This window comes from Acinetobacter sp. ANC 4779, from assembly GCF_004331055.1.
GTDB lineage: Bacteria > Pseudomonadota > Gammaproteobacteria > Pseudomonadales > Moraxellaceae > Acinetobacter.
Genome location: NZ_SJNU01000005.1, coordinates 64,651 through 83,824 on the forward strand (window position 1 = coordinate 64,651; position 19,174 = coordinate 83,824).

15 protein-coding genes and 1 pseudogene are annotated in these 19,174 nt (G+C 38.3%); 5 read left to right on the plus strand and 11 right to left on the minus strand.

Features of this window, described 5'->3' with window-relative positions:
* Positions 1-34: 34 nt before the first annotated feature.
* A complete protein-coding gene (locus E0H80_RS07510; RefSeq protein ID WP_131364597.1) occupies positions 35-691 on the plus strand; it encodes a hypothetical protein in 657 nt (218 codons plus the stop codon).
* Positions 692-843: 152 nt separating this feature from the next.
* On the opposite strand, the pseudogene E0H80_RS16830 reads toward E0H80_RS07510, so the two are convergent.
* Positions 844-1,195: pseudogene (locus E0H80_RS16830) on the minus strand (mechanosensitive ion channel family protein); the annotation flags it as partial.
* A 758-nt stretch (positions 1,196-1,953) separates the two neighbouring features.
* Between E0H80_RS16830 and E0H80_RS07520 the strand changes: the two are divergent.
* A complete protein-coding gene (locus E0H80_RS07520) occupies positions 1,954-2,478 on the plus strand; it encodes a hypothetical protein (RefSeq protein WP_131364599.1) in 525 nt (174 codons plus the stop codon).
* A 521-nt stretch (positions 2,479-2,999) separates the two neighbouring features.
* Entirely contained in the window at positions 3,000-3,161 is a 162-nt protein-coding gene (locus E0H80_RS16605) for a hypothetical protein (RefSeq protein ID WP_165494292.1), read from the plus strand.
* A gap of 260 nt (positions 3,162-3,421) precedes the next feature.
* Here the strand turns inward: E0H80_RS16605 and E0H80_RS07525 are convergent, their stop codons facing one another.
* The 7 genes from E0H80_RS07525 to plsB form a co-directional block, all read right to left on the minus strand.
* Positions 3,422-4,693, minus strand: coding sequence for a mechanosensitive ion channel family protein (locus E0H80_RS07525; protein WP_131364601.1), 1,272 nt, complete (start codon positions 4,691-4,693; stop codon positions 3,422-3,424).
* Positions 4,694-4,926: 233 nt separating this feature from the next.
* Positions 4,927-5,463, minus strand: coding sequence for a DUF2058 domain-containing protein (locus E0H80_RS07530; RefSeq protein ID WP_131364603.1), 537 nt, complete (start codon positions 5,461-5,463; stop codon positions 4,927-4,929).
* A gap of 14 nt (positions 5,464-5,477) precedes the next feature.
* Positions 5,478-6,152, minus strand: coding sequence for a YoaK family protein (locus tag E0H80_RS07535; protein ID WP_131364604.1), 675 nt, complete (start codon positions 6,150-6,152; stop codon positions 5,478-5,480).
* Positions 6,153-6,185: 33 nt separating this feature from the next.
* Positions 6,186-7,379: a serine/threonine transporter SstT gene (sstT, locus tag E0H80_RS07540; RefSeq protein WP_067867253.1), complete on the minus strand. Its 1,194-nt coding sequence runs from the start codon at positions 7,377-7,379 to the stop codon at positions 6,186-6,188.
* A gap of 313 nt (positions 7,380-7,692) precedes the next feature.
* Complete coding sequence (locus E0H80_RS07545) at positions 7,693-9,426, minus strand: SulP family inorganic anion transporter (protein WP_067867251.1); 1,734 nt, start codon at positions 9,424-9,426, stop codon at positions 7,693-7,695.
* Positions 9,427-9,527: 101 nt separating this feature from the next.
* A complete protein-coding gene (locus E0H80_RS07550) occupies positions 9,528-9,845 on the minus strand; it encodes an ArsR/SmtB family transcription factor (protein WP_067867249.1) in 318 nt (105 codons plus the stop codon).
* Positions 9,846-10,043: 198 nt separating this feature from the next.
* Positions 10,044-12,545 carry a glycerol-3-phosphate 1-O-acyltransferase PlsB gene (plsB, locus tag E0H80_RS07555; protein ID WP_131364606.1) on the minus strand — a complete coding sequence of 834 codons (2,502 nt, stop codon included), beginning with the start codon at positions 12,543-12,545 and terminating at the stop codon, positions 10,044-10,046.
* A gap of 254 nt (positions 12,546-12,799) precedes the next feature.
* On the opposite strand from plsB, the gene cysK reads away from it, so the two are divergent.
* The gene (gene cysK / locus E0H80_RS07560) at positions 12,800-13,798 is read left to right on the plus strand and encodes a cysteine synthase A (protein ID WP_131364608.1); all 999 of its coding nucleotides are present in this window, start codon (positions 12,800-12,802) and stop codon (positions 13,796-13,798) included.
* Between the two features lie 83 nt (positions 13,799-13,881).
* Here cysK and E0H80_RS07565 read toward each other — a convergent pair whose 3' ends face one another.
* Positions 13,882-15,312 carry a coniferyl aldehyde dehydrogenase gene (locus E0H80_RS07565; protein WP_228259964.1) on the minus strand — a complete coding sequence of 477 codons (1,431 nt, stop codon included), beginning with the start codon at positions 15,310-15,312 and terminating at the stop codon, positions 13,882-13,884.
* A gap of 185 nt (positions 15,313-15,497) precedes the next feature.
* Positions 15,498-17,105: a GMC family oxidoreductase gene (locus E0H80_RS07570; RefSeq protein WP_131364610.1), complete on the minus strand. Its 1,608-nt coding sequence runs from the start codon at positions 17,103-17,105 to the stop codon at positions 15,498-15,500.
* A 296-nt stretch (positions 17,106-17,401) separates the two neighbouring features.
* Here E0H80_RS07570 and E0H80_RS07575 point away from each other — a divergent pair, with 296 nt between their 5' ends.
* Positions 17,402-18,337 carry a LysR substrate-binding domain-containing protein gene (locus tag E0H80_RS07575; RefSeq protein ID WP_067867240.1) on the plus strand — a complete coding sequence of 312 codons (936 nt, stop codon included), beginning with the start codon at positions 17,402-17,404 and terminating at the stop codon, positions 18,335-18,337.
* A gap of 31 nt (positions 18,338-18,368) precedes the next feature.
* Here the strand turns inward: E0H80_RS07575 and E0H80_RS07580 are convergent, their stop codons facing one another.
* Positions 18,369-18,977 (minus strand): TetR/AcrR family transcriptional regulator, encoded by a 609-nt coding sequence (locus tag E0H80_RS07580; RefSeq protein WP_067867238.1) that lies wholly within the window; start codon positions 18,975-18,977, stop codon positions 18,369-18,371.
* Between the last annotated feature and the right edge of the window lie 197 nt (positions 18,978-19,174).

Sequence of the window (19,174 nt, forward strand, 5' to 3'; positions counted from 1 at the left end):
TAATGAAAAGAATTACACGTGAGAGAAATTGGATATGAGTATTTGGGTAGTGGCCAGCCGTAAACGAGGTTCAGGGAAAACCACGATAGCAGTACATTTGACTAAATCTTTACGTGGCCAAGGCTCCGTAATGCTAATAGATGCCAATCTGGAAGGTCATGATTATGAATGGGCGAATCACTCAAATAAACTATTTTCTTTTGAGCATCTGGATATAGCAAAGCAGGATGGCCATAGTCTGGATCATCGTCTGAAAATGGTAAAACAGCGTTTTGATCATATAGTCGTCGATATTGATGGCCAGGATACACCCGCTTTACGTTCAGTCCTGAAACATGCCGATAAGCTGATTATTCCCAACTCGATCAATCCAGAAGATATTCAGCTTGAAACCGAACTGGTGCAATTGGCGATTGGGATCGCACAATATAATACTCAATTAAAAGTTTATACTGTATTAAATAAGCTTCCTGATCAGCATCAACTTTCAGAGTTGATACAAACTCAGGACTTGCTTAAGAATATGCCCGGTACTCAGTTTTTGAATACGGTAATCTATGAGGATCAGGCTTATCAGAACATGCTGCTCAACGGTAAAAGTATCTGGGAAGATCAGTCTGACCTCGGACATAATTTTCAAAGAATAATCCAAGAACTCATAGAGCTGCATCAATTTGCTCAAGCGGGCTGAGCGTATAACGCTACACATATCATCTGATGTTGGTGGGTGTTTAGCACTTTGTTATTTCTGTACTCATAATTTAAATTCTCAAGCAATAAATTTACACCATTAAAAAGCCTGAAACTGCATGCAGTTTCAGGCTTTTATTTTATTCATTGGCTTTAAGAAACATTCGATGATTCCTTTAAGTCAGCGCCTGAGGGTGCTTGATAAACTTTCAAACCAAATTCTGGAATAATCGCAATCAGATAATCAAAATTATCCGATTGTCGCCTCATAATCCTTCCATACCGCGGTGTTTGTAAACGCCTAAATCTCAACTGGAAAATTTTCACCGGTCAGTTGTAATTGGCGAATAATTAAAGACTGATTTTGCGCGATATCTGGATGCTGTTTTAAGTAAAATTCCACATAGGCTCGAAATGTCCCTAACTGGGTTAAACCTCGCTGATTATAAGATGCCTGATTCGGCAATTACTGATTAAAGCTTTCCAGTCCACTATGTTTGGTATTGAATTATTGATTTATTTTGTGGTTTATTGCTTAAATCTTGTGATGCTTTTAGTAATAAATGTTAATAAATTTTTTAAGTTTTAATTATGTATCAAGCATATAGATTTATAAAATTTACATTGAAGGAAATTGAAACAGATGAAGAATTGGTGAATGAAATATAAAGAGTAAAGTTAATAAAGAAAGTCAGGATTTGGGCGTTATATATCAAAATACCTACTGTAGGAGGTAAATATAAATGACTATGACTACTCAAGAACCAGATAAACAAAACCCACAAAAATAACCAAATCAACAAAACGATCATCACCAAGAACATCCCGATAAACAACCCAAATAAAACTTTGATCTTCTGCTCGCTGAATATTAATTGTTATGCAGGGTTTATCTCGGGGTTCAAGGTTTTACCAGATTTATTGTTTCATTATTTAACAAAAGGGAAGAGTAATATGAACTCAAAAGATGTAAAAATCATAATCGCTGTCATAGTCGTTGTAATTATTGCAGTTATTCTTTATTCCCTATACGAAAGAAATAAAAATGAAAATATGGGCGATTTAAAGAATAGGCAAAGTAATACACTGCTTAGCCCTATGCACAAAATAAGCTCAAGTGCGTAGAAGCGGTACATTGATGTGAAAGCTGATCAATAGCAATACATTTAAACTAAATGTTTTTTGAAGATAAATCGTGAGAAGTGAAACTGGCTAGAACCAGCCATTTTCCCTAAACACCATAATGTGATAAGGAGAAAAAAGATGGTCAACCCTGATGATGATCGTAATAACAACAATCCAAATCAGACAAGAAAGGATTTAAATGCTGATACACACACTGATGAGCGAGATCCACATCCAGTGGGCACAGGTGTAGGTGCTGCAGGTGCAGCTGCTGCAGGAGCCGCAATCGGCAGTGCGGGTGGCCCAATCGGAGCTATTGTCGGTGGAGCATTGGGTGCCATAGTGGGAGGTATAGCCGGCAGTACAGCAGGTGAAGCGATAGATCCCACTGTTGAAGATACCTATTGGCGTGAAAACAGTGCTCATCAACCCTATTATAAGTCCTTGCAAAATACTTATCCGGATTTGGACTATGATCGCGATTATCGGCATGCCTATCGGGTAGGTTATGAGGATTTATCTACCTATGATTCATCCAAAAGGTTTGAAGATGTAGAACCCGATCTTCGGTCTAAATGGGAGCAATCAAAAGCAGAATCACGACTCTCTTGGGAGGAGGCTAAACACGCTTCACGTGATGCATGGAATCGTTTACGTCCCTAGCAGCTTCAATAATTTCAATTAAATTTAAGCCAGTCTTTTTAATTTTAAAAGGTTGGCTTTTTTTGCTTTAGTACTTGATGTAGAAGTTGAATCCTGTTTAATTTATCCTCATTTTTTTAGAATGCCTGTCAAGTGAGAGCTAATTTTTGCAAACTCCACGTGAGCATATTTACTAAATGATTTTTTCAACAGCCGGAGTTCTAATTTATACAGTCGTTATTTTCTGGCTTTGATCTTAGCTGACATTAATTTGGGGAGTCTCAGTATTAAATAATTATGAACTCAATATAAGTGAAGTTATTTTTAATGCTGCTCTTAATATTAAAGACATGTGATTTTAGGTAACAATTGTGAACGTGATTTTAAAGGTCTAGTGGGGAATCAGTAATATAAAGTGCTGTCGGTTTACAATGAAGTAAATTGATACAGAGTTAGACTGAGATAAAGTAAAAAAAAGGGTAAATTGCTAGTGTTGTAATTTAGGTGATATAGATTCACAATCTGAAAAGAGGGAATTAAACATGAATAACCAACCCCAAGATCCGCAACTGGATCAACCGAACCTACATATTGAATTCTCTCAAAGGCCGAACGATGAGAAGGGATATACTCCTCCTAATCCACAGCTTGATCAACCCAACCAACATCTTCAATACTCAAATTTATTGAAGCAGCCTCAGTAAAAACTGGTAAATTACTGAAATTAAAGGCTGATATATTTCCTGTTTAAAATTTTGAATTCAGGTCTTTAAAACTGTTGTTATTTAAAATAAGAAAAATAAAAGTAATAAAAACCCCTCTTTTGAGGGGTTTTTTAAATCATAATCAGTTCGTCATTTAAAGTAATTACATCTGCTTAACGCTTATAAAAATATAATTCATAACTGATTTTCTTAAATAAAGCGTTGTTTTCAATTACGACAACCCCGCTTTATTTTAAAGCTTAAACCGATGAATGATTGGGTTGTGCTCTCGCCGCTGTAATAGCTGAAAATTGCTTAAAATCAGCGCCAGAAGGAGCTTGATAAACTTTCAAACCAAATTCCGGGATAATTGCAATCAGATGATCAAAGATATCCGACTGTATTGCCTCATAATCCTTCCATACCGTGGTGTTGGTAAAAGCATAAACTTCTAGTGGCAAACCTTCACTGGTCGGTTGTAATTGGCGAATAATTAAAGATTGATTTTGCGCGATACCGGGATGCTGGTTTAAGTAAAATTCCACATAGGCACGAAATGTCCCTAAGTTGGTCAAACGACGCTGATTATATGAAGCCTGATTGGATAATTGCTGATTAAAGCTTGCCAGTTCATTATGTTTGGTATTTAAGTATTGATCGAGCAATAAAAACTCTTTGAGTTTTTGCTGTTCAGCTTCATTCATAAAATGCACGCTACTCTGATCAATGTAGATTGAGCGTTTGATGCGTCGTACACCGGCAGAAGCCATACCACGCCAGTTTTTAAAGGTATCCGTCACCAGTTTATTGGTCGGAATGGTGGTAAAAGTCTTATCAAAGTTCTGTACGGTAATGGTATGTAATGACATATCAATGACATCACCATCTGCATTCAGGGTCGGCATTTCAATCCAGTCACCAATACGCACCATGTCATAAGATGAAATCTGCACTGAAGCCACTAAAGACAGAATGGTATTTTGGAACACCAACATCAGCACCGCAGCCATGGCACCAAAGCCTGCCAGCAAGGTAAAGACATCTTTTTTCAGAAATGTGCCTAAAATCATCAAGCCACAGACAATAAAGATAATCATTTTAACCAGTTGTAAATAACCCTTAATCGGCTTATTTCTTGATTTTGGATTACGCTGATAAATCAGGTTGAAGATACTTAAAAATTCACTGATGGCCAATGCCAGAGTCAGAAAAATAAAGGCTTGTGCACCCATCTGAACCAAGGTGACCAATTTTCCTGAAATGTGCGGAATTGTCACGATGCCGTTCATAATGACGATTGCAGGCACAATATTTGAAATACGGCTGATAACGCTATGCTCAGCAAAAATACTCGAATTAGCCCATTTCATCTTTGAAACGAGCTTGCGAATACCCCGAACCACCACTTGCTTGGCAATAAAGTTTGCCAGAACTGCCAGTAAAATTAAGATACTTAAGGAGGTCAGCATCTCTAACCATGGATATTGATCTGACCAATCCTGAATATTTTGGATAAAAGCAAAATGCTGCAAAAGTATACCCTCAAGATAGAGATTTAAAAATTCTTTATAGTTTATAGAGTTATGCTTTTATCATTGTAGACGGTAACGTTTTAGCTACATGAACTCAAACTGAATTAACGACCTTGTATAATGTCGAGATCAGACTGCGAGTATCTTTAACAATTTTTTAAGTTTATTTTTAATTTTAGCAGCGATGCCAATAAACATATTGGCATCGCTATTTTTAATGTAGATAAGCGGACTTACCACATCAAATCATCAGGGATCACATACGCTGCATATGGATCTTCTTCATCGGTGATTTGTTCATTATTCTCAGAATTATTCACAATAATAAAACCTTCCATTTTGTCATTAATGCGATCTGCCAAGGCTTTAGGTAAAACTGCATAAGATTCGCTTTCTTTGGCAATCACCAATGAACCTGAAACCAGCGCATTATAAATTTGCTGATTGAGATAAATCTTTTTGATTCTACTCTCGTCAATAAACTGATAAGACACGTCGCCATCGATGTCGTGAATTTTGTGCTGATTGATCATTTGAACAATGGCAGCTTTTAATTCTTTACCCTGCAACAGACGTTTTTTCTCTAAATCCAAAGCTTGATCTTTAGCGAGTTTTTCTTGCTTATCTTGCGCAATTTTCGCTTTCAATTCGGCTTCGTTGCTTTGTCCAGTACGTTGTTCATGAACCGCCTGTTTAGACAGTTTTTTAGCCTTTTTATTATCGACTAAACCGGCTTTTAGCAATTGAGCCTGTAATGCATTTTTGACCATAATAAATTCCGAAACTACTCTTGAATACGTCGATAACGAAAATAAATAATCCAATATACGATGCTAAGCGTCCAGCTCAACAGCGCAGGGACAAGGAATGAATTTAATTTTAAATAAGGATAAATCATGCTGGCAACTAAACCACCCAGGAAAAATCCAAAAAAAATGGCTAAATGCAGAATAATCCGTCTGCGATCTATCTCTAAACCACGTAAGCGATAACCTAACGCTAAACCTAAATCGGTTAAAACACCAGATAAATGGGTGGTGCGAATAATTGTGCCTTTATAATGACTGAACATGGCATTTTGTACGCCCATCGCCACACATGCCCAAAGCAAGGCATAGCGTGGGAAATAGGGCAATAGAAACCAGCACAGTAAAATGAACAAAGCCACCAGACTTAAAGGCAAACCATAACGGCGCCCTAAGCTAAAGTGGCTATTTCCCAGTATCAATCCGCTATAACATGACCCGATCACATAACATAGGACCACCAGGCCCAAGTAGACGATCTGTTCAGGTTGCCAGTGCAGTAAAGCCATGGCCAACATGCTGACATTGCCGGTCATATGCGAAACGGACTGATGCAAGACGGTCACCAGTCCGAGGACGTTAATCATTCCTGCATTTACGGCAAGAAGAAAAGCACCTAATTGAACCCAAAGTGGTAAAGTTTGAAGAGGCATAACGTCATAAAAAAATTCTTAATAATGACTATCTTAATCTAAACCACGGTCTACAGCAGCAGTAAATAACACATCTGTAGAAGAATTTAATGCTGTTTCAGTTGAATCTTGCAATACACTGATAACCATACCAATGGCAACGACTTGCATCGCAATATCTGAACTAATACCAAATAAACCGCACGCCACTGGAATAAGCAGCAGAGAACCGCCAGCAACACCTGAAGCACCACAGGCTGAAACAGTGGCAAGAACCGATAAAACCAGCATAGTAGTGAAATCAACCGGAATCCCTAAAGTATTCACAGCAGCCAGACTCAGCACTGTAATAGTGACTGAAGCACCGGCCATATTAATGGTCGCACCAAGGGGAATGGCCACATTTGCCGTAGATTCATTCACGCCTAAACGTCTGGCTAAATCCAGATTCACTGGAATATTTGCTGCAGAGCTGCGGGTGAAGAAGGCGGTAATGCCGCTTTCACGTAGACATTTAAACACCAGCGGATACGGATTTGCACGGGTAACAAAGGCAACCATAACCGGATTCACCACCAAGGCCACAAAGAACATTGTGCCAATCAGCACGGCTAATAATTGTGCATAACTTTCAAAAGTACTTAATCCGGCTTCTGCAACGGTTACCGCCACCAGACCAAAAATACCTATCGGTGCAAAATTAATCACTAGACGAATCACGGTGTTTACCGCATTTGCAGCGTCGGTAAGCAATACTTTGGTGCTGTCACTGGCATGACGGAATGCGGTACCCAAAGCAACGGCCCAAGCCAAAATGCCAATAAAGTTCGCTTCACTGATTGCAACAACAGGGTTTGCCACAAAACTTAACAGCAGATTCTTTAAAATTTCAATCAAGCTGCCGGGGGGTTGCAAGTTGGTTTCTGCGGGAATATCCAGAAATAGGGTACTCGGAAAAATGATACTCGCAATCACTGCACTTAACGCAGCCAAGAACATACCCACAGCATACATCACGATAATGGGTTTGATTTTAGCGCCATGTCCAACTTTAAAATTAGCAATGGACGATAAAACCAAGACAAAAACCAATATAGGAGCAACAGATTTAAGCGCTTTAATAAACAAGTCACCCAACAGGCTTAAGTAGGGAGCCACATTGGGGAACAAGACAGCAACACCAATACCTAAAATAATGGCGATAATAATTCGGGAGACTAAACTCAAACGCATTAAAGCAGAGAACATAAGGGTGCCTTGTTACAAATACGAGGACTAAAAAAATTCACAAATATGCTCGCCATTTTATACCTAAAATAGTGGCTGCTAAAAAATAATTTTTATATAAAAACTAAATACTTATTTTTAAAGTTGATATTTCTATTTTTAAATATTTTTCTGAGGCCAAAACTTGAAATATATTTATCATCCAAATGATGCAAAGCGTCATTATGGGGCTGAAATCTTCAAGCATTTCTTCATGTATTCATCACCATTAACCCAATTTAATCCAGTCAATGGTTATGGATACACCAGTTAGATTTATAGTGGGGTATTGATCTTATTCATTTAGAAAAACTTCAGGGGAAAGTTCTTGCATGGCTTGAAAGTGAGAGAGAAAAATCTGACCACTTAAATGCTTTAACAGTTTTGAATGCTGTAATTTGTCCATCACTGGACCCTTGATTTCAGAAAAATGCAATTTGATATTGATTTTTATAAAGTCAGCATTGATATCTTCGAGCATCTCTAATGCACTCAGGTCAATTGTGCTAATACTCGAACAATTGATCACCACATGTTCTAAATTTTTATTTTGACTCACTGTATTAATTAAAAAACCTTTTAAAGTATTGGCATTTAGAAAAGTCAGGTTTTCATCAATACGGATGGAAATGACTTTTGAACAGGTCATTACCGGATGACGTTGTACATTTCTAAAATGCTGCGTACCTTCAACCAAGCCAATCACCGCAATATGGGGGCGACTAATCCGCCATAATAAAAGCATAAAGGTGGAGACTATACCGATGATTAAACCGGTAGAAATATCGATGCAGATCACGCCAAAAAAGGTAATCCACATGGCAATACCATCTGCTTTTGAATAACGCCAAGTTTCAATAAAAGGTTTGAAATCGACCAGCTTCCAGATAGAGACAATAATGGTGGCTGCCAAAATAGCCAAAGGTAAATCACGAAAAAAACCGGTGAAATAAAGACTGACCACAACAATCAGCAGCGAGGAAAATACCCCCGCCATTGGCGTTTTAGCACCCGAGTCCGCATTAACCACAGTTCGAGACAGACTGCCGGTGACAGGAAAGGCAGAGCTCAGACCGGCACTTAAATTGGCTAAACCTAAGGCAATCAGTTCCTGGTTGCTATTTAGATTACTACGCTGTTGTAAAGCAGTCGCTTGAGCGATGGATAAAGACTCGACAAAACTAATCATGGCGATCATCGCAGCACCCGGTAATAGCGTGATGACCAAATCCATATTCCAGAACGGCATCGTGATCGGCGGGAATCCTGAAGGAACGTCTCCGACGGTTTTAATCCCGATTTCTTGTAAATTCAGAAAATAAACGGCAGCAATTGAAACCACCACCAGTACCAATGGCAAGGCTTTAGAGATAAAAGCTGTAGAACCGATGCGGCTCTTGACGGCATTGGAACCTAAAACTTTAGGCAGATAGATGAGAAAGAGTAAGGCAAACATGCCAAAAATGAAGGTTTGAATATTGCTATAGCGAATGTATTGCCAAAAGCTGAACAGGAATTCAGGGATATTATTGGCTTTTAAAGGGACATCAACCAGAAATTTAAATTGACCTAAAGCAATCAGCAAAGCGGAAGCAATAATGAAACTTTTAATCACTGGATGACTAATCAATTGAATCAGAAAGCCAAATCTAAATATTCCGAGCAATAATGAAATCACTCCGACCATTACTGCAAGCAGACAGGCAGCTTGTATATAAACCGGAGAGCCGACTTCAAATAAGGGATTTAAAGTGGCAAAAGTCATCATCGAAATAATCGCCACCGGACCGATCGATAGCGTAGGGCTGCCACCGACCATGGCGTAAATGATCATCGGCAGAATGCTGGCATACAAGCCCATAATCGGCGGTAAGCCTGCAAGCATGGCATAAGCCATACCTTGCGGAACCAGCATTGCAATGACAATCAGTGCAGAAAGAAGATCTGATTTAAATTTAGCTTGGTTATATTTGTGCAGCCACTGCCAAGCAGGCAATAATCTTGTTAAGCGAGAATTTAAATCTGACATATCTAAAGCTAAATCACTATTTTAGATATATTATGCATAAAAAATGCTAAGAAGTCTTAGCATGATGGATTTATCTCTTTAATTTAATGATATTTATAGAATTAAATTAAAATTTTAGGGCAGTAGAGTTGATAGAGCGTATTTAAAACTTGAACCAGTTTTTCATCTTTAATGGAATAGAAAATCTGTTTACCCTCACGACGGGTGGAAACCACATCACTTTTGCGTAACATCATCAGCTGTTGAGATAGGGTGGGTTGATTAATTTGAGTCTTTTCTTCAATTTGCGAAACATTAAGTTCCTGTTTAGCCAGATGACATAAAATAACAAGGCGATCTGTATTGGCAAGTGATTTTAATATTGTGACAACAATATCGACAGAATCATGCATAGACGCAATTTCAAGATCGGTGTTCATACAGCATTTCCATACTACTCATCAGTAATATATGCAGTATAAGGGTTGTATAATTGAATACATTAGTAAAAAGTTATATTTTCAATGGTTTTTAATGAAGCTAAATATCAAATATTCTTATATGAATAAAATATATAAATAAATAAGGCATGGAGTTTAAACTCCATGCCTTATTTTATTGTAAAAAATAAATTAATCTTATTTTTTTATCGCTTGTTTAAATTGTTTTAATTCTTTTTCATTAAAATGAAGTGCTTGGATAATGGCTTGACGAGTATCAAGATTATACCAGTTAAAAATAGCTGACATTTTATCTTCAAAATCATCACTAATAACAAAATAGTCATCTTGAATTTTTAATAAACTGTTTTGTTTCAGTATAGAAATAAAACTTTTTAAGGTTGCACTGTCAAAATAATAGCCAGATTGAATTTTTTGAGTCTGGAAAAGTTTTTGCAATACTGCTTTACCCATTTTCTCTAACGCTTTCATGGTCAGCGATTGAGTAGGAGCGTACTGCTTGAGCAATCCTGAAATCATCATCATATTATTTAGGCTAGAATCAGACAGATGTGCCAATGATAACAACTTATTTTGCATCTGTTCATCTAATGCAATCGAGACTGTATTATCTTGTTTAATAATCCAGCCCAATTGTTCTAAACTATTTAAAATTAATACAATTTCACTTTCTAATTCTTCCAGATTCCATTTTAAGAAAAACTCTTCTTTAAAATAGGGATACATATTTTTAACGGTATCGATTAAATAATGACTTGAAATCTTTTTATAAGATTGAATTAGCTTGGCAATTAATGCCGGCATAATAAAACAATGCAGAATATTGTTACTAAAATAACTTAACAGAATTTTTTGGCTTTCAGCAACACGAATCCAGTTTTCATTATTTTGATTAAAAGTTTCAACCTGTTTTAATTTTTGAGCATATTGAATAATTTCAGCACTGGATAATTCCGTCATCATCATTCTTTGATCATATTTTGTTTTATTTAATAACTGACGATATTGATCAATCTGCGATATTAAAGCATTTTCAGTTAAAGCATGATTTTCAACATTAAGTAAAATCAATGAAATCAATGAAATCGGATTCACTACAACAGCTTTATTAATATTTTCTAAGATTGAACTGGCGACTTGATTGACAGTCTGAACTACGGGTTGCGGTAATTCATCATCAATATTTAATTTGATTTGATCTGCCTGATTCGCAGTTAATATTTTATCGAGAAAAATAGGTTCGCCGAAATTAACATGAACCTGTCCAAAAACTTTTTCAATTTTACGCGCTGAACTTAAAATGCCCCAGATCGATTCGGCTTCCTTGGGTTTACCATTGAGTTCATTTAAGTACGAGGTGCCTTCCATCAGCTTTTCATAACCAAAATAGGTCGGAATAAAAGCAATCGGTTTGGTCGCGCCGCGTAAGTGACTTTGAACCGTCATCGAAAGCATGCCTTTTTTAGGTGGCAACAATAATCCTGTGCGCGAACGTCCACCTTCAATAAAGTATTCCAAAGGTGTGTTACGTGATAAAAGACTGTGTAAATACTCTTTAAAAACTGAAGTATAAAGTTCATTGTCACTAAAGGTACGGCGAATAAAATAGGCACCGCCACCACGCATGATTTGACCCACAATCGGCAGGTTTAAATTTATTCCTGCAGCAATATGCGGAACCATGAGTCCACGGTTAAAAATCACATAAGATAGCAGCAAATAATCGATATGACTGCGATGGCATGGGGTATAGACAATTTCATAATCCTTGGCCAACTCCCGTACCGTATCGAAATTATGCACTTCAATCCCGTCATAAAGTTGCGTCCATAATTTGGTCAGGGCAAGTTCCGCAAAACGTAAAGTTGAATAGGAAAAATCCGAAACCACTTCGGTTAAATAACCTTTGGCACGATTTTCCGCTTCAAACATACTAATTTTATCATCAATACTTTCTTTGCGAATGGCATCCTGAACCGTTTCGGTTTTCATTAACTTATTAATCAAATTGCGACGGTCGGATAAATCGGGCCCTAAAATGGCTTCTTTGTGTTTATTAAAATTAGTATTGAGTTCTTTAACAATCGAATGGGCAGGAGAAAAGTTAGGATGCTCAATTTTGGCTTTTTCAATCGCTGATTTAAGAGAAATTGGCTTATGAAATTCAATGTAGTTTTCACGACTATATAATGAAATATTCAAGGCTTGTTTTAATTTGGATGGGGTGGACCAAGCATCGAAAAATAAGGCTTTAAACCAAGAACCCTCATATTCAGGTGAACGACCCCATAAAACGGTTACCGGCACCAGTTCAATATCGTATTCTGGGTAATTGTCTAAAACTTCAATCAGGCGAATCAGTTTGGCTGAATAATGATAAGCCTCATTTTTCGAACTCGGCACATTTAAAGCCAGAATCGAGTCATCTTCTTTAAACTGCTGAATCGTTAATGGCGCAAAAACTGAAGGCAGTTTACGTGCTTTCGCTTCAGTATCGATTAATACCGTATTGCTGAGTGAAGCATCTTGTAAGACATAACAAATCAATTTTTTATCAAGCTGATCTTCTATATTTTTTTCTAATTCTTCAGTATTGCCTAAGACTTGAGGAGTCACGATTTTATCGAGGATTTTCTGTGTAAATTGTCGATAGAATCGGCTATAACCCTTATTAGACATTTGCTTCCCTAAAATCAGTTTTCATTTGAGGGATATTGTGTGCAATAACAAGGATAAATACAAATCCTATTGATGACAAATAAGTCATTTAAGTTGTAACGATTTAAGAGAAACCACGGCGATATAATCTGGAAAAGTCTTTATTTTTTAGGACTAAAAAGAAAAAATTGAAATAGAAAAACTTATCTTCATCGTCTAAATGGCTTATGATAAATAAATGGCATTAAAATCAAAAGATCGCTCAAGGAGTTAAAATGAGTACAGATTCTGCATTTCCAACACCAAATAATCTAGGCATTGCGGTTTATAGTAATAATGCTGAATCAATTGGCAACACCCCATTAATTCGCATTAATCGTTCAATTTCTGCACCCGCCACGGTACTGGGTAAAGTTGAAAGCCGTAATCCTGCATTTTCCGTGAAATGTCGTGTTGGTGCCGCTTTAATTGCAGATGCCGAAGAAAAAGGTTTGCTTAAACCCGGCATGCATATTGTAGAGCCGACCAGTGGTAATACCGGGATTGCACTAGCATTCGTAGCTGCGGCAAAAGGTTATGACATTACCTTGACCATGCCTGCAAGTATGAGTGTTGAACGTCGTAAAGTGTTAAAAGCATTTGGTGCAAATCTGATCCTGACTGAGCCGGCTAAAGGCATGAAAGGTGCAGTGGATGAAGCCGTACGTTTGGCCACTGAACAACCGGAACTGTATTATTTACCGCAGCAATTTGAAAACCCGGCCAACCCTAAAATTCATGAACAGACCACCGGTCCTGAAATTTGGGAAGCTACTGGCGGTAAGGTTGATATTTTAGTTTCAGGCGTAGGCACAGGCGGTACCATTTCCGGTATTTCACGCTATTTTGAGCAAGTGAAAAATCAAGCGCTTTATTCAGTCGCAGTTGAACCGGCTGAATCGCCAATTATTGGACAAGCCAAACGTGGTGAAGCGCTGACTCCGGGACCGCATAAAATACAGGGTATTGGCGCAAACTTTATTCCAAAAAATCTGGATTTAAACTTGGTGGATGAAGTCATTGCAATTGACAGTTCAGCCGCGATTGAGTGGGCGCGTAAAACCGCAACTCATGAAGGTATTTTGGTCGGGATTTCAAGTGGTGCGGCAATGGCAGCAGCAGCTCAACTGGCAGAACGTCCTGAAAATGCCGGCAAAACCATTGTGGTGATTTTACCGGATGCCGGTGAACGTTATTTATCTTCGGTTTTATTTGAAGATATTTCTGCCGATTAATCCAGCAAGAATGATTCTCCTAATACCTAAAAAGGCTGAAGTTGATCTTCAGCCTTTTTATTAGAGATATCCGAGGCAAAAAATTAACGGATAAACAGCTTTAAAATCAGTTTTTGAATAAATGTGCCATAAGGCGGATAGAACAAACGCATCAAGCTAAATTTCGGCCGGTCAAACACGGCTTTTGCATGACTAAAGGTGACAAAACCTTCATGGCCATGATAGTTACCCATACCGGATGTACCCGCACCACCAAAAGGCAGATCTTCCTGACCGACATGCATCAGGGTTTCATTGAGGCAAACACCGCCACTATGAGTTTGCATCAGAACTTTTTGCTGATCGTGCTTGTTATAACCAAAATAATATAAAGCCAGAGGGCGAGGTCTTTGATTAATATAGTCAATTGCTTCATCAAGCTGCTGGTAAGTCACAATCGGCAACAAGGGACCAAAAATTTCATTTTGCATCACCTGCATATCATCTGTGACGTTGCTTAAAACATAATGCGCCAAACGTCGTCCTGAAGAAGCATCGGTAATGATTTTAATGGTGGCATTTTTTGCAGCTGCATCTTCAAGATAGCGATTCAAACGATTGAGCTGACGTTCATTAATAATTGCGGTGTAATCAGGATTATCGACTAATTTTGGAAAAAATTCCTGAATTGCGTTGGAGTATTCTTCAATAAATTGGGTCTGTAATTGTGCAGGGATCAGCACATAATCGGGTGCAACACAGGTTTGTCCAGCATTCATGGCTTTACCAAAAGCAATCCGCCGTGCGCTCTCGCGTATATTGGCATCGGCTAAAACCAGCGCGGGAGACTTTCCTCCAAGTTCCAAGGTCACAGGCGTGAGGTTGTTGGCTGCTGCACGCATCACATGTTTACCGACCTCACTGGCACCGGTAAATAAAATATGATTAAAAGGCAATTGGGTAAATTGCTGCGCAACTTCTGCATCGCCATTCACTACACAGACCAAATCTTCCGGAAAGGCTTGGGTAATGAGTTGTTTAAACAGTGCAGAAAACTCAGGAGTAGATTCACTCATTTTCAACATCACCCGATTACCTGCAGCAAGAGCCTGACAAAGTGGGCCAATGGCGAGAAATAGCGGATAATTCCACGGGACCACGATGCCTACTACACCGACCGGTTGATACAAGACATAACCTGTCGCAGGCTGAAAAAGAATGCCGATATGACGTTTGCTGGGACGCATCCATTTCTTGAGATTTTTTAATGCGTATTTGATGCCGAATACACTGGTCATGACCTCGAACATTTCGGTTTCAGAATGGCTGCGATTGGAAAAATCATGATTAATAGCCACATTAATCTCGGTCTTATTTTGCAGAATCATTTGCTGCAAACTTTTAAGCTGCTGCCTACGCTGTTCTAGACTCGGATAACTGTTTTCGGTGAATGCCTGCTTTTGCTTCTGGAATAATTGTTGTAATTCGAACGAGATATTTTGATCTGTATTTTGATCCATTTGGTGATTCAACATCCTGCATATCCTTTGCCAGTAATAAGAGAGTAACTTGAAAAGAGAGTAACTTGAATTTTTCAGTATGATTCCGTGATTCTCAATTGTTATGCCTTTGAATATTTTTAAAATACTACATAACAGGTTCAAATATATCCTCAAGTCGCTATAAGTGAATTAAGAATCAGCCGAGCTTGCTGTTTGAATTAAGCATGCAACTGCTTGCTGCGTATCATATCCACCGCTTTTTCAGCAATCATGATGGTTGGGGCATTGGTATTGCCATTGACCACATTTGGCATAATGGAAGCATCGACCACGCGTAAATTTTTAATGCCATAGACACAAAGCTGCGGATCAACCACGGCCATATCATCAACGCCCATTTTACAACTGCCGACAGGGTGATACACGGTATCGGCACGTTGACGCAAAATGTGCCGAATTTCATCATCGGTTTTGACCGAAGCACAAAACAGGTCTTTTTTATGCAGCATTTTCAATACCGGTGAATGCATCAGTTGTTGCGTTATTTTATAGGCATCGACCATGTCTTCAATATCATCTTCATGATCCAAGAAATTCGGGTCAATCAATAAAGGATCATCAATGCTTGGACCACTGATTTGAATGCTGCCACGACTTTTCGGATTTAACAGGCACACATGACAGGAAATACCGTGACTGGCATGAAAAGTGCGCGCATGGTTATCAACCAAGGCCACCACAAAGTGCAGCTGTAAATTCGGAATATCCTTTTCCGGGGTGCTTTTTAAAAAGCCGCCACATTCGGCAAAGTTGGTGCTGAGCATGCCACGGCGTTCTTTACGGTAGCGCGAAATTTGTTTGATCAGGTCAACCGTACCGGCCAATGAAACCCCAAAAGTACCGGCAATATCGCTGACGGTATAACTAAAAACAAAGTCAGGATGATCGTGGAAATTTTTACCCACACCCGGTAAATGCTGAGCCACGTCAAGACCATGCTCAAGCAGCTCTTTTTTATCACCAATACCGGAGAGCATTAAAATCTGCGGCGAATGCATTGCCCCTGCGCTTAACAGTACTTCTTTGTTGGCACGGAGCTGTTTAATTTGTCCCGCATGTTTAACCTCAACGCCCACTGCAACCTGATTTTCAATTAAAATACGCTGTGTCGATGCATGGGTGAAAATGGTCAGGTTGGAACGTTGCAGATGCGGAAATAAATAGGCACGCGCCGCACTACAGCGCTCACCGTTAATATGCGTGACTTGATATACCCCTAAACCTTCCTGTTCCGCGCCGTTAAAGTCATCCAGAATTTTATAACCTTGTTCTTTGGCTGCGGTAATATAACGTTCATGCCATGGACTATCGGTGCGCAAATTCGATACCGATAAAGGTCCGGTATTGCCATGATATTCATTTTCAATATCGTGATTGTTTTCCGAACGAATGAAGTAGGGCAGAACCTCCTGATAGCTCCAACCGTGATTACCCAGTTCCGCCCATTGGTCATAGTCTTTTTGATGACCGCGCACATAAATCATTGCGTTAATGGCAGAAGATCCACCTAAACATTTCCCGCGCGGTTGATAACCTTTACGCCCATTAAGACCTTTTTGCGGCACGGTTTCAAAAGCCCAATTGTTGATTTTGCTCGGTATGCTGATCACGGCTGCGGCGGGGGTATTTACCGTCCAGGTATTGCCATGACTACCAGCTTCTAATAAACACACTGAAATTTCTGGATTTTCTGATAACCGTCCAGCCAGTACACAGCCGGCACTGCCGCCACCAATGACTATATAATCAAATATCTGGTTTTCCATAGAGGATCTTGTTCCTGTGATTTATTCTTGAATGTCATTTTTGTTTTAAGTGATATTTCTATTGTTTTAATCACCTATTGAAACTGATCTTACCGAAGCTTGAGATGAAAAGATATACAGTTTAAAGCTTGATTCATAAAATAAAAAAATATTTTATTGTTATTCATCCGGATATGATCGGCATTAATTTAATTACAATTCCAGGCCATATTCGGTATAAATCAACATTGGAAATATGTCAAAAAAAGCAGATGATAGAGCAGTTTTATACAATAGAAGATTAGGGATTTCGATTCGTGTTTGAGCTTGACTGTAAATTACTCAGTGTTTTTCTTTATATCTATAAATATAAAAGTGTTTCGGTTGCAGCAGAAAATCTGTCGATGAGCCAACCGACGGTCAGTAATATCCTAAATAAGATTCGTCAACATTATAATGATCCGCTTTTTTTAAGAATCGGCAATGAAATGGTGCCGACTGAACTGTCTAAACAGCTTTTCCCATTGGTCAGTGAGGCACTCAGTAAAGTCGAGATTATTAATAATTTCACCATTAATTTTGACCAGTCCACCTCGCAGCAAAAATTTACCATTGCCATGACCGATGTGTCGCATTTGGTGTTATTGCCTAAAATATCCCAGTATTTAAAACAACATGCGTCCAACATTCGTTTAAATGTCCGTGCGATTACCTCTGAAACCAGTTATCAAATGGCCAATGGTGAAATTGATTTGGCGATTGGTTTTTTACCGAATCTGGAAAATGGTTTTTATCAGCAAAAATTATTTGAACAATATTATGTGGTGATTGCTTCTAAGGATCATCCAAGGCTGAGTGGAAACAGTTTAACGACTGAACAATATATCAGTGAATCGCATATTGATATTGATGCGGGAATGGGGCACTACCATATTGAAAACGAGTTATTAAATTTAGAATTAAAACGTAATATCCTGATGCGTCTGCCGAGTTATTTAGGCGTGGGGTTGGTGGTTCAGGAAACTGATGCGATTGCGACGGTGCCTTATTATTTAAGTAAAGTGTTATTGTCGCGCGGCAATTTACAAATTTTAGAAGCGCCCATTACCTTTCCAAGCTATGCGGTAAAACAATATTGGCACATGTCCTGTCATCATAAAACCAGCCATCAATGGCTACGTCAGATGTGCCATGAATTATTCAGTCATATGAATGAATTAGATGGTTCAGCTCATGGGATTATTCATCCATAATAGCAACCAGAAACTCAATCATGGATGATGATTAATGCACTGAAGAGATTTTATCAGGTGTCATCAGCGCCTGATTAATATACAGCTTGATTAAACGTTCACGTGAACCAATGGACTTTTGATAATGGGTTGAATTGAGGAGTAATGATGCACCATAAGTTACCGTCCAGATATAAGATAAATAATCCCGAATCGACATGGCGCTATCTAAAGATTTTAAATATTGGTCGGTCATGTCCTTGATTTCAATAATCCGCTCTTCACGTACCTGATATAATTCTTCAAATAATTCTTTTAATTTTCTTTCATTGTTGGTTAATCGGTCTTCAATCACATGTAATAAAATAGTCCTGTTAGAATTTAACATGTTGTAAAGCATGTACTGCGAAACATAGGTTTTAATATTATTTTTATATTTCTTTGAAATTTCCAACAGTCTTTTTTCATTTAAAATAATCAGTTCTAAATACAGCTGATTCTTGCTTGTAAAATGCTTATAAATAGTGCCTTTGGCAATATCCAGTTCAGAGGCCAATTCTCCAAGGGTAATATCCTGATTGTTATCCAGCAACAGCGTTTCCGCCATGGCTAAAATTTTCTCTTTGCGTAATAGAAAATTTTGTTGGCGTACTGTATTCATGGCAATCGTTCCAAGCAGACATTAAAAAAAGCGTCTTCAACATATACCGATAAAATCCTGATGACCATTCCACCATTGTCGGGTAGGGGTAAAAATTAACAGTTAAAATAGATATTTATATTTATATTTAACCCCATTTTTAATTTTATAACGCTCAATTGCATAGCGAAAATTAAAAGTCAATAAATGAGAACCTG

Coding starts and splice junctions, on each gene's coding strand:
- E0H80_RS07545 (WP_067867251.1), bottom strand. CDS start 9,426: ATGTCAGATTTAAATTCTCGCTTAACAAGATTATTGCCTGCTTGGCAG.
- E0H80_RS07510 (WP_131364597.1), top strand. CDS start 35: ATGAGTATTTGGGTAGTGGCCAGCCGTAAACGAGGTTCAGGGAAAACC.
- E0H80_RS16605 (WP_165494292.1), top strand. CDS start 3,000: ATGAATAACCAACCCCAAGATCCGCAACTGGATCAACCGAACCTACAT.
- E0H80_RS07570 (WP_131364610.1), bottom strand. CDS start 17,105: ATGGAAAACCAGATATTTGATTATATAGTCATTGGTGGCGGCAGTGCC.
- E0H80_RS07550 (WP_067867249.1), bottom strand. CDS start 9,845: ATGAACACCGATCTTGAAATTGCGTCTATGCATGATTCTGTCGATATT.
- E0H80_RS07565 (WP_228259964.1), bottom strand. CDS start 15,312: ATGTTGAATCACCAAATGGATCAAAATACAGATCAAAATATCTCGTTC.
- sstT (WP_067867253.1), bottom strand. CDS start 7,379: ATGTTCTCTGCTTTAATGCGTTTGAGTTTAGTCTCCCGAATTATTATC.
- E0H80_RS07520 (WP_131364599.1), top strand. CDS start 1,954: ATGGTCAACCCTGATGATGATCGTAATAACAACAATCCAAATCAGACA.
- E0H80_RS07580 (WP_067867238.1), bottom strand. CDS start 18,977: ATGAATACAGTACGCCAACAAAATTTTCTATTACGCAAAGAGAAAATT.
- E0H80_RS07530 (WP_131364603.1), bottom strand. CDS start 5,463: ATGGTCAAAAATGCATTACAGGCTCAATTGCTAAAAGCCGGTTTAGTC.
- plsB (WP_131364606.1), bottom strand. CDS start 12,545: ATGTCTAATAAGGGTTATAGCCGATTCTATCGACAATTTACACAGAAA.
- E0H80_RS07535 (WP_131364604.1), bottom strand. CDS start 6,152: ATGCCTCTTCAAACTTTACCACTTTGGGTTCAATTAGGTGCTTTTCTT.
- cysK (WP_131364608.1), top strand. CDS start 12,800: ATGAGTACAGATTCTGCATTTCCAACACCAAATAATCTAGGCATTGCG.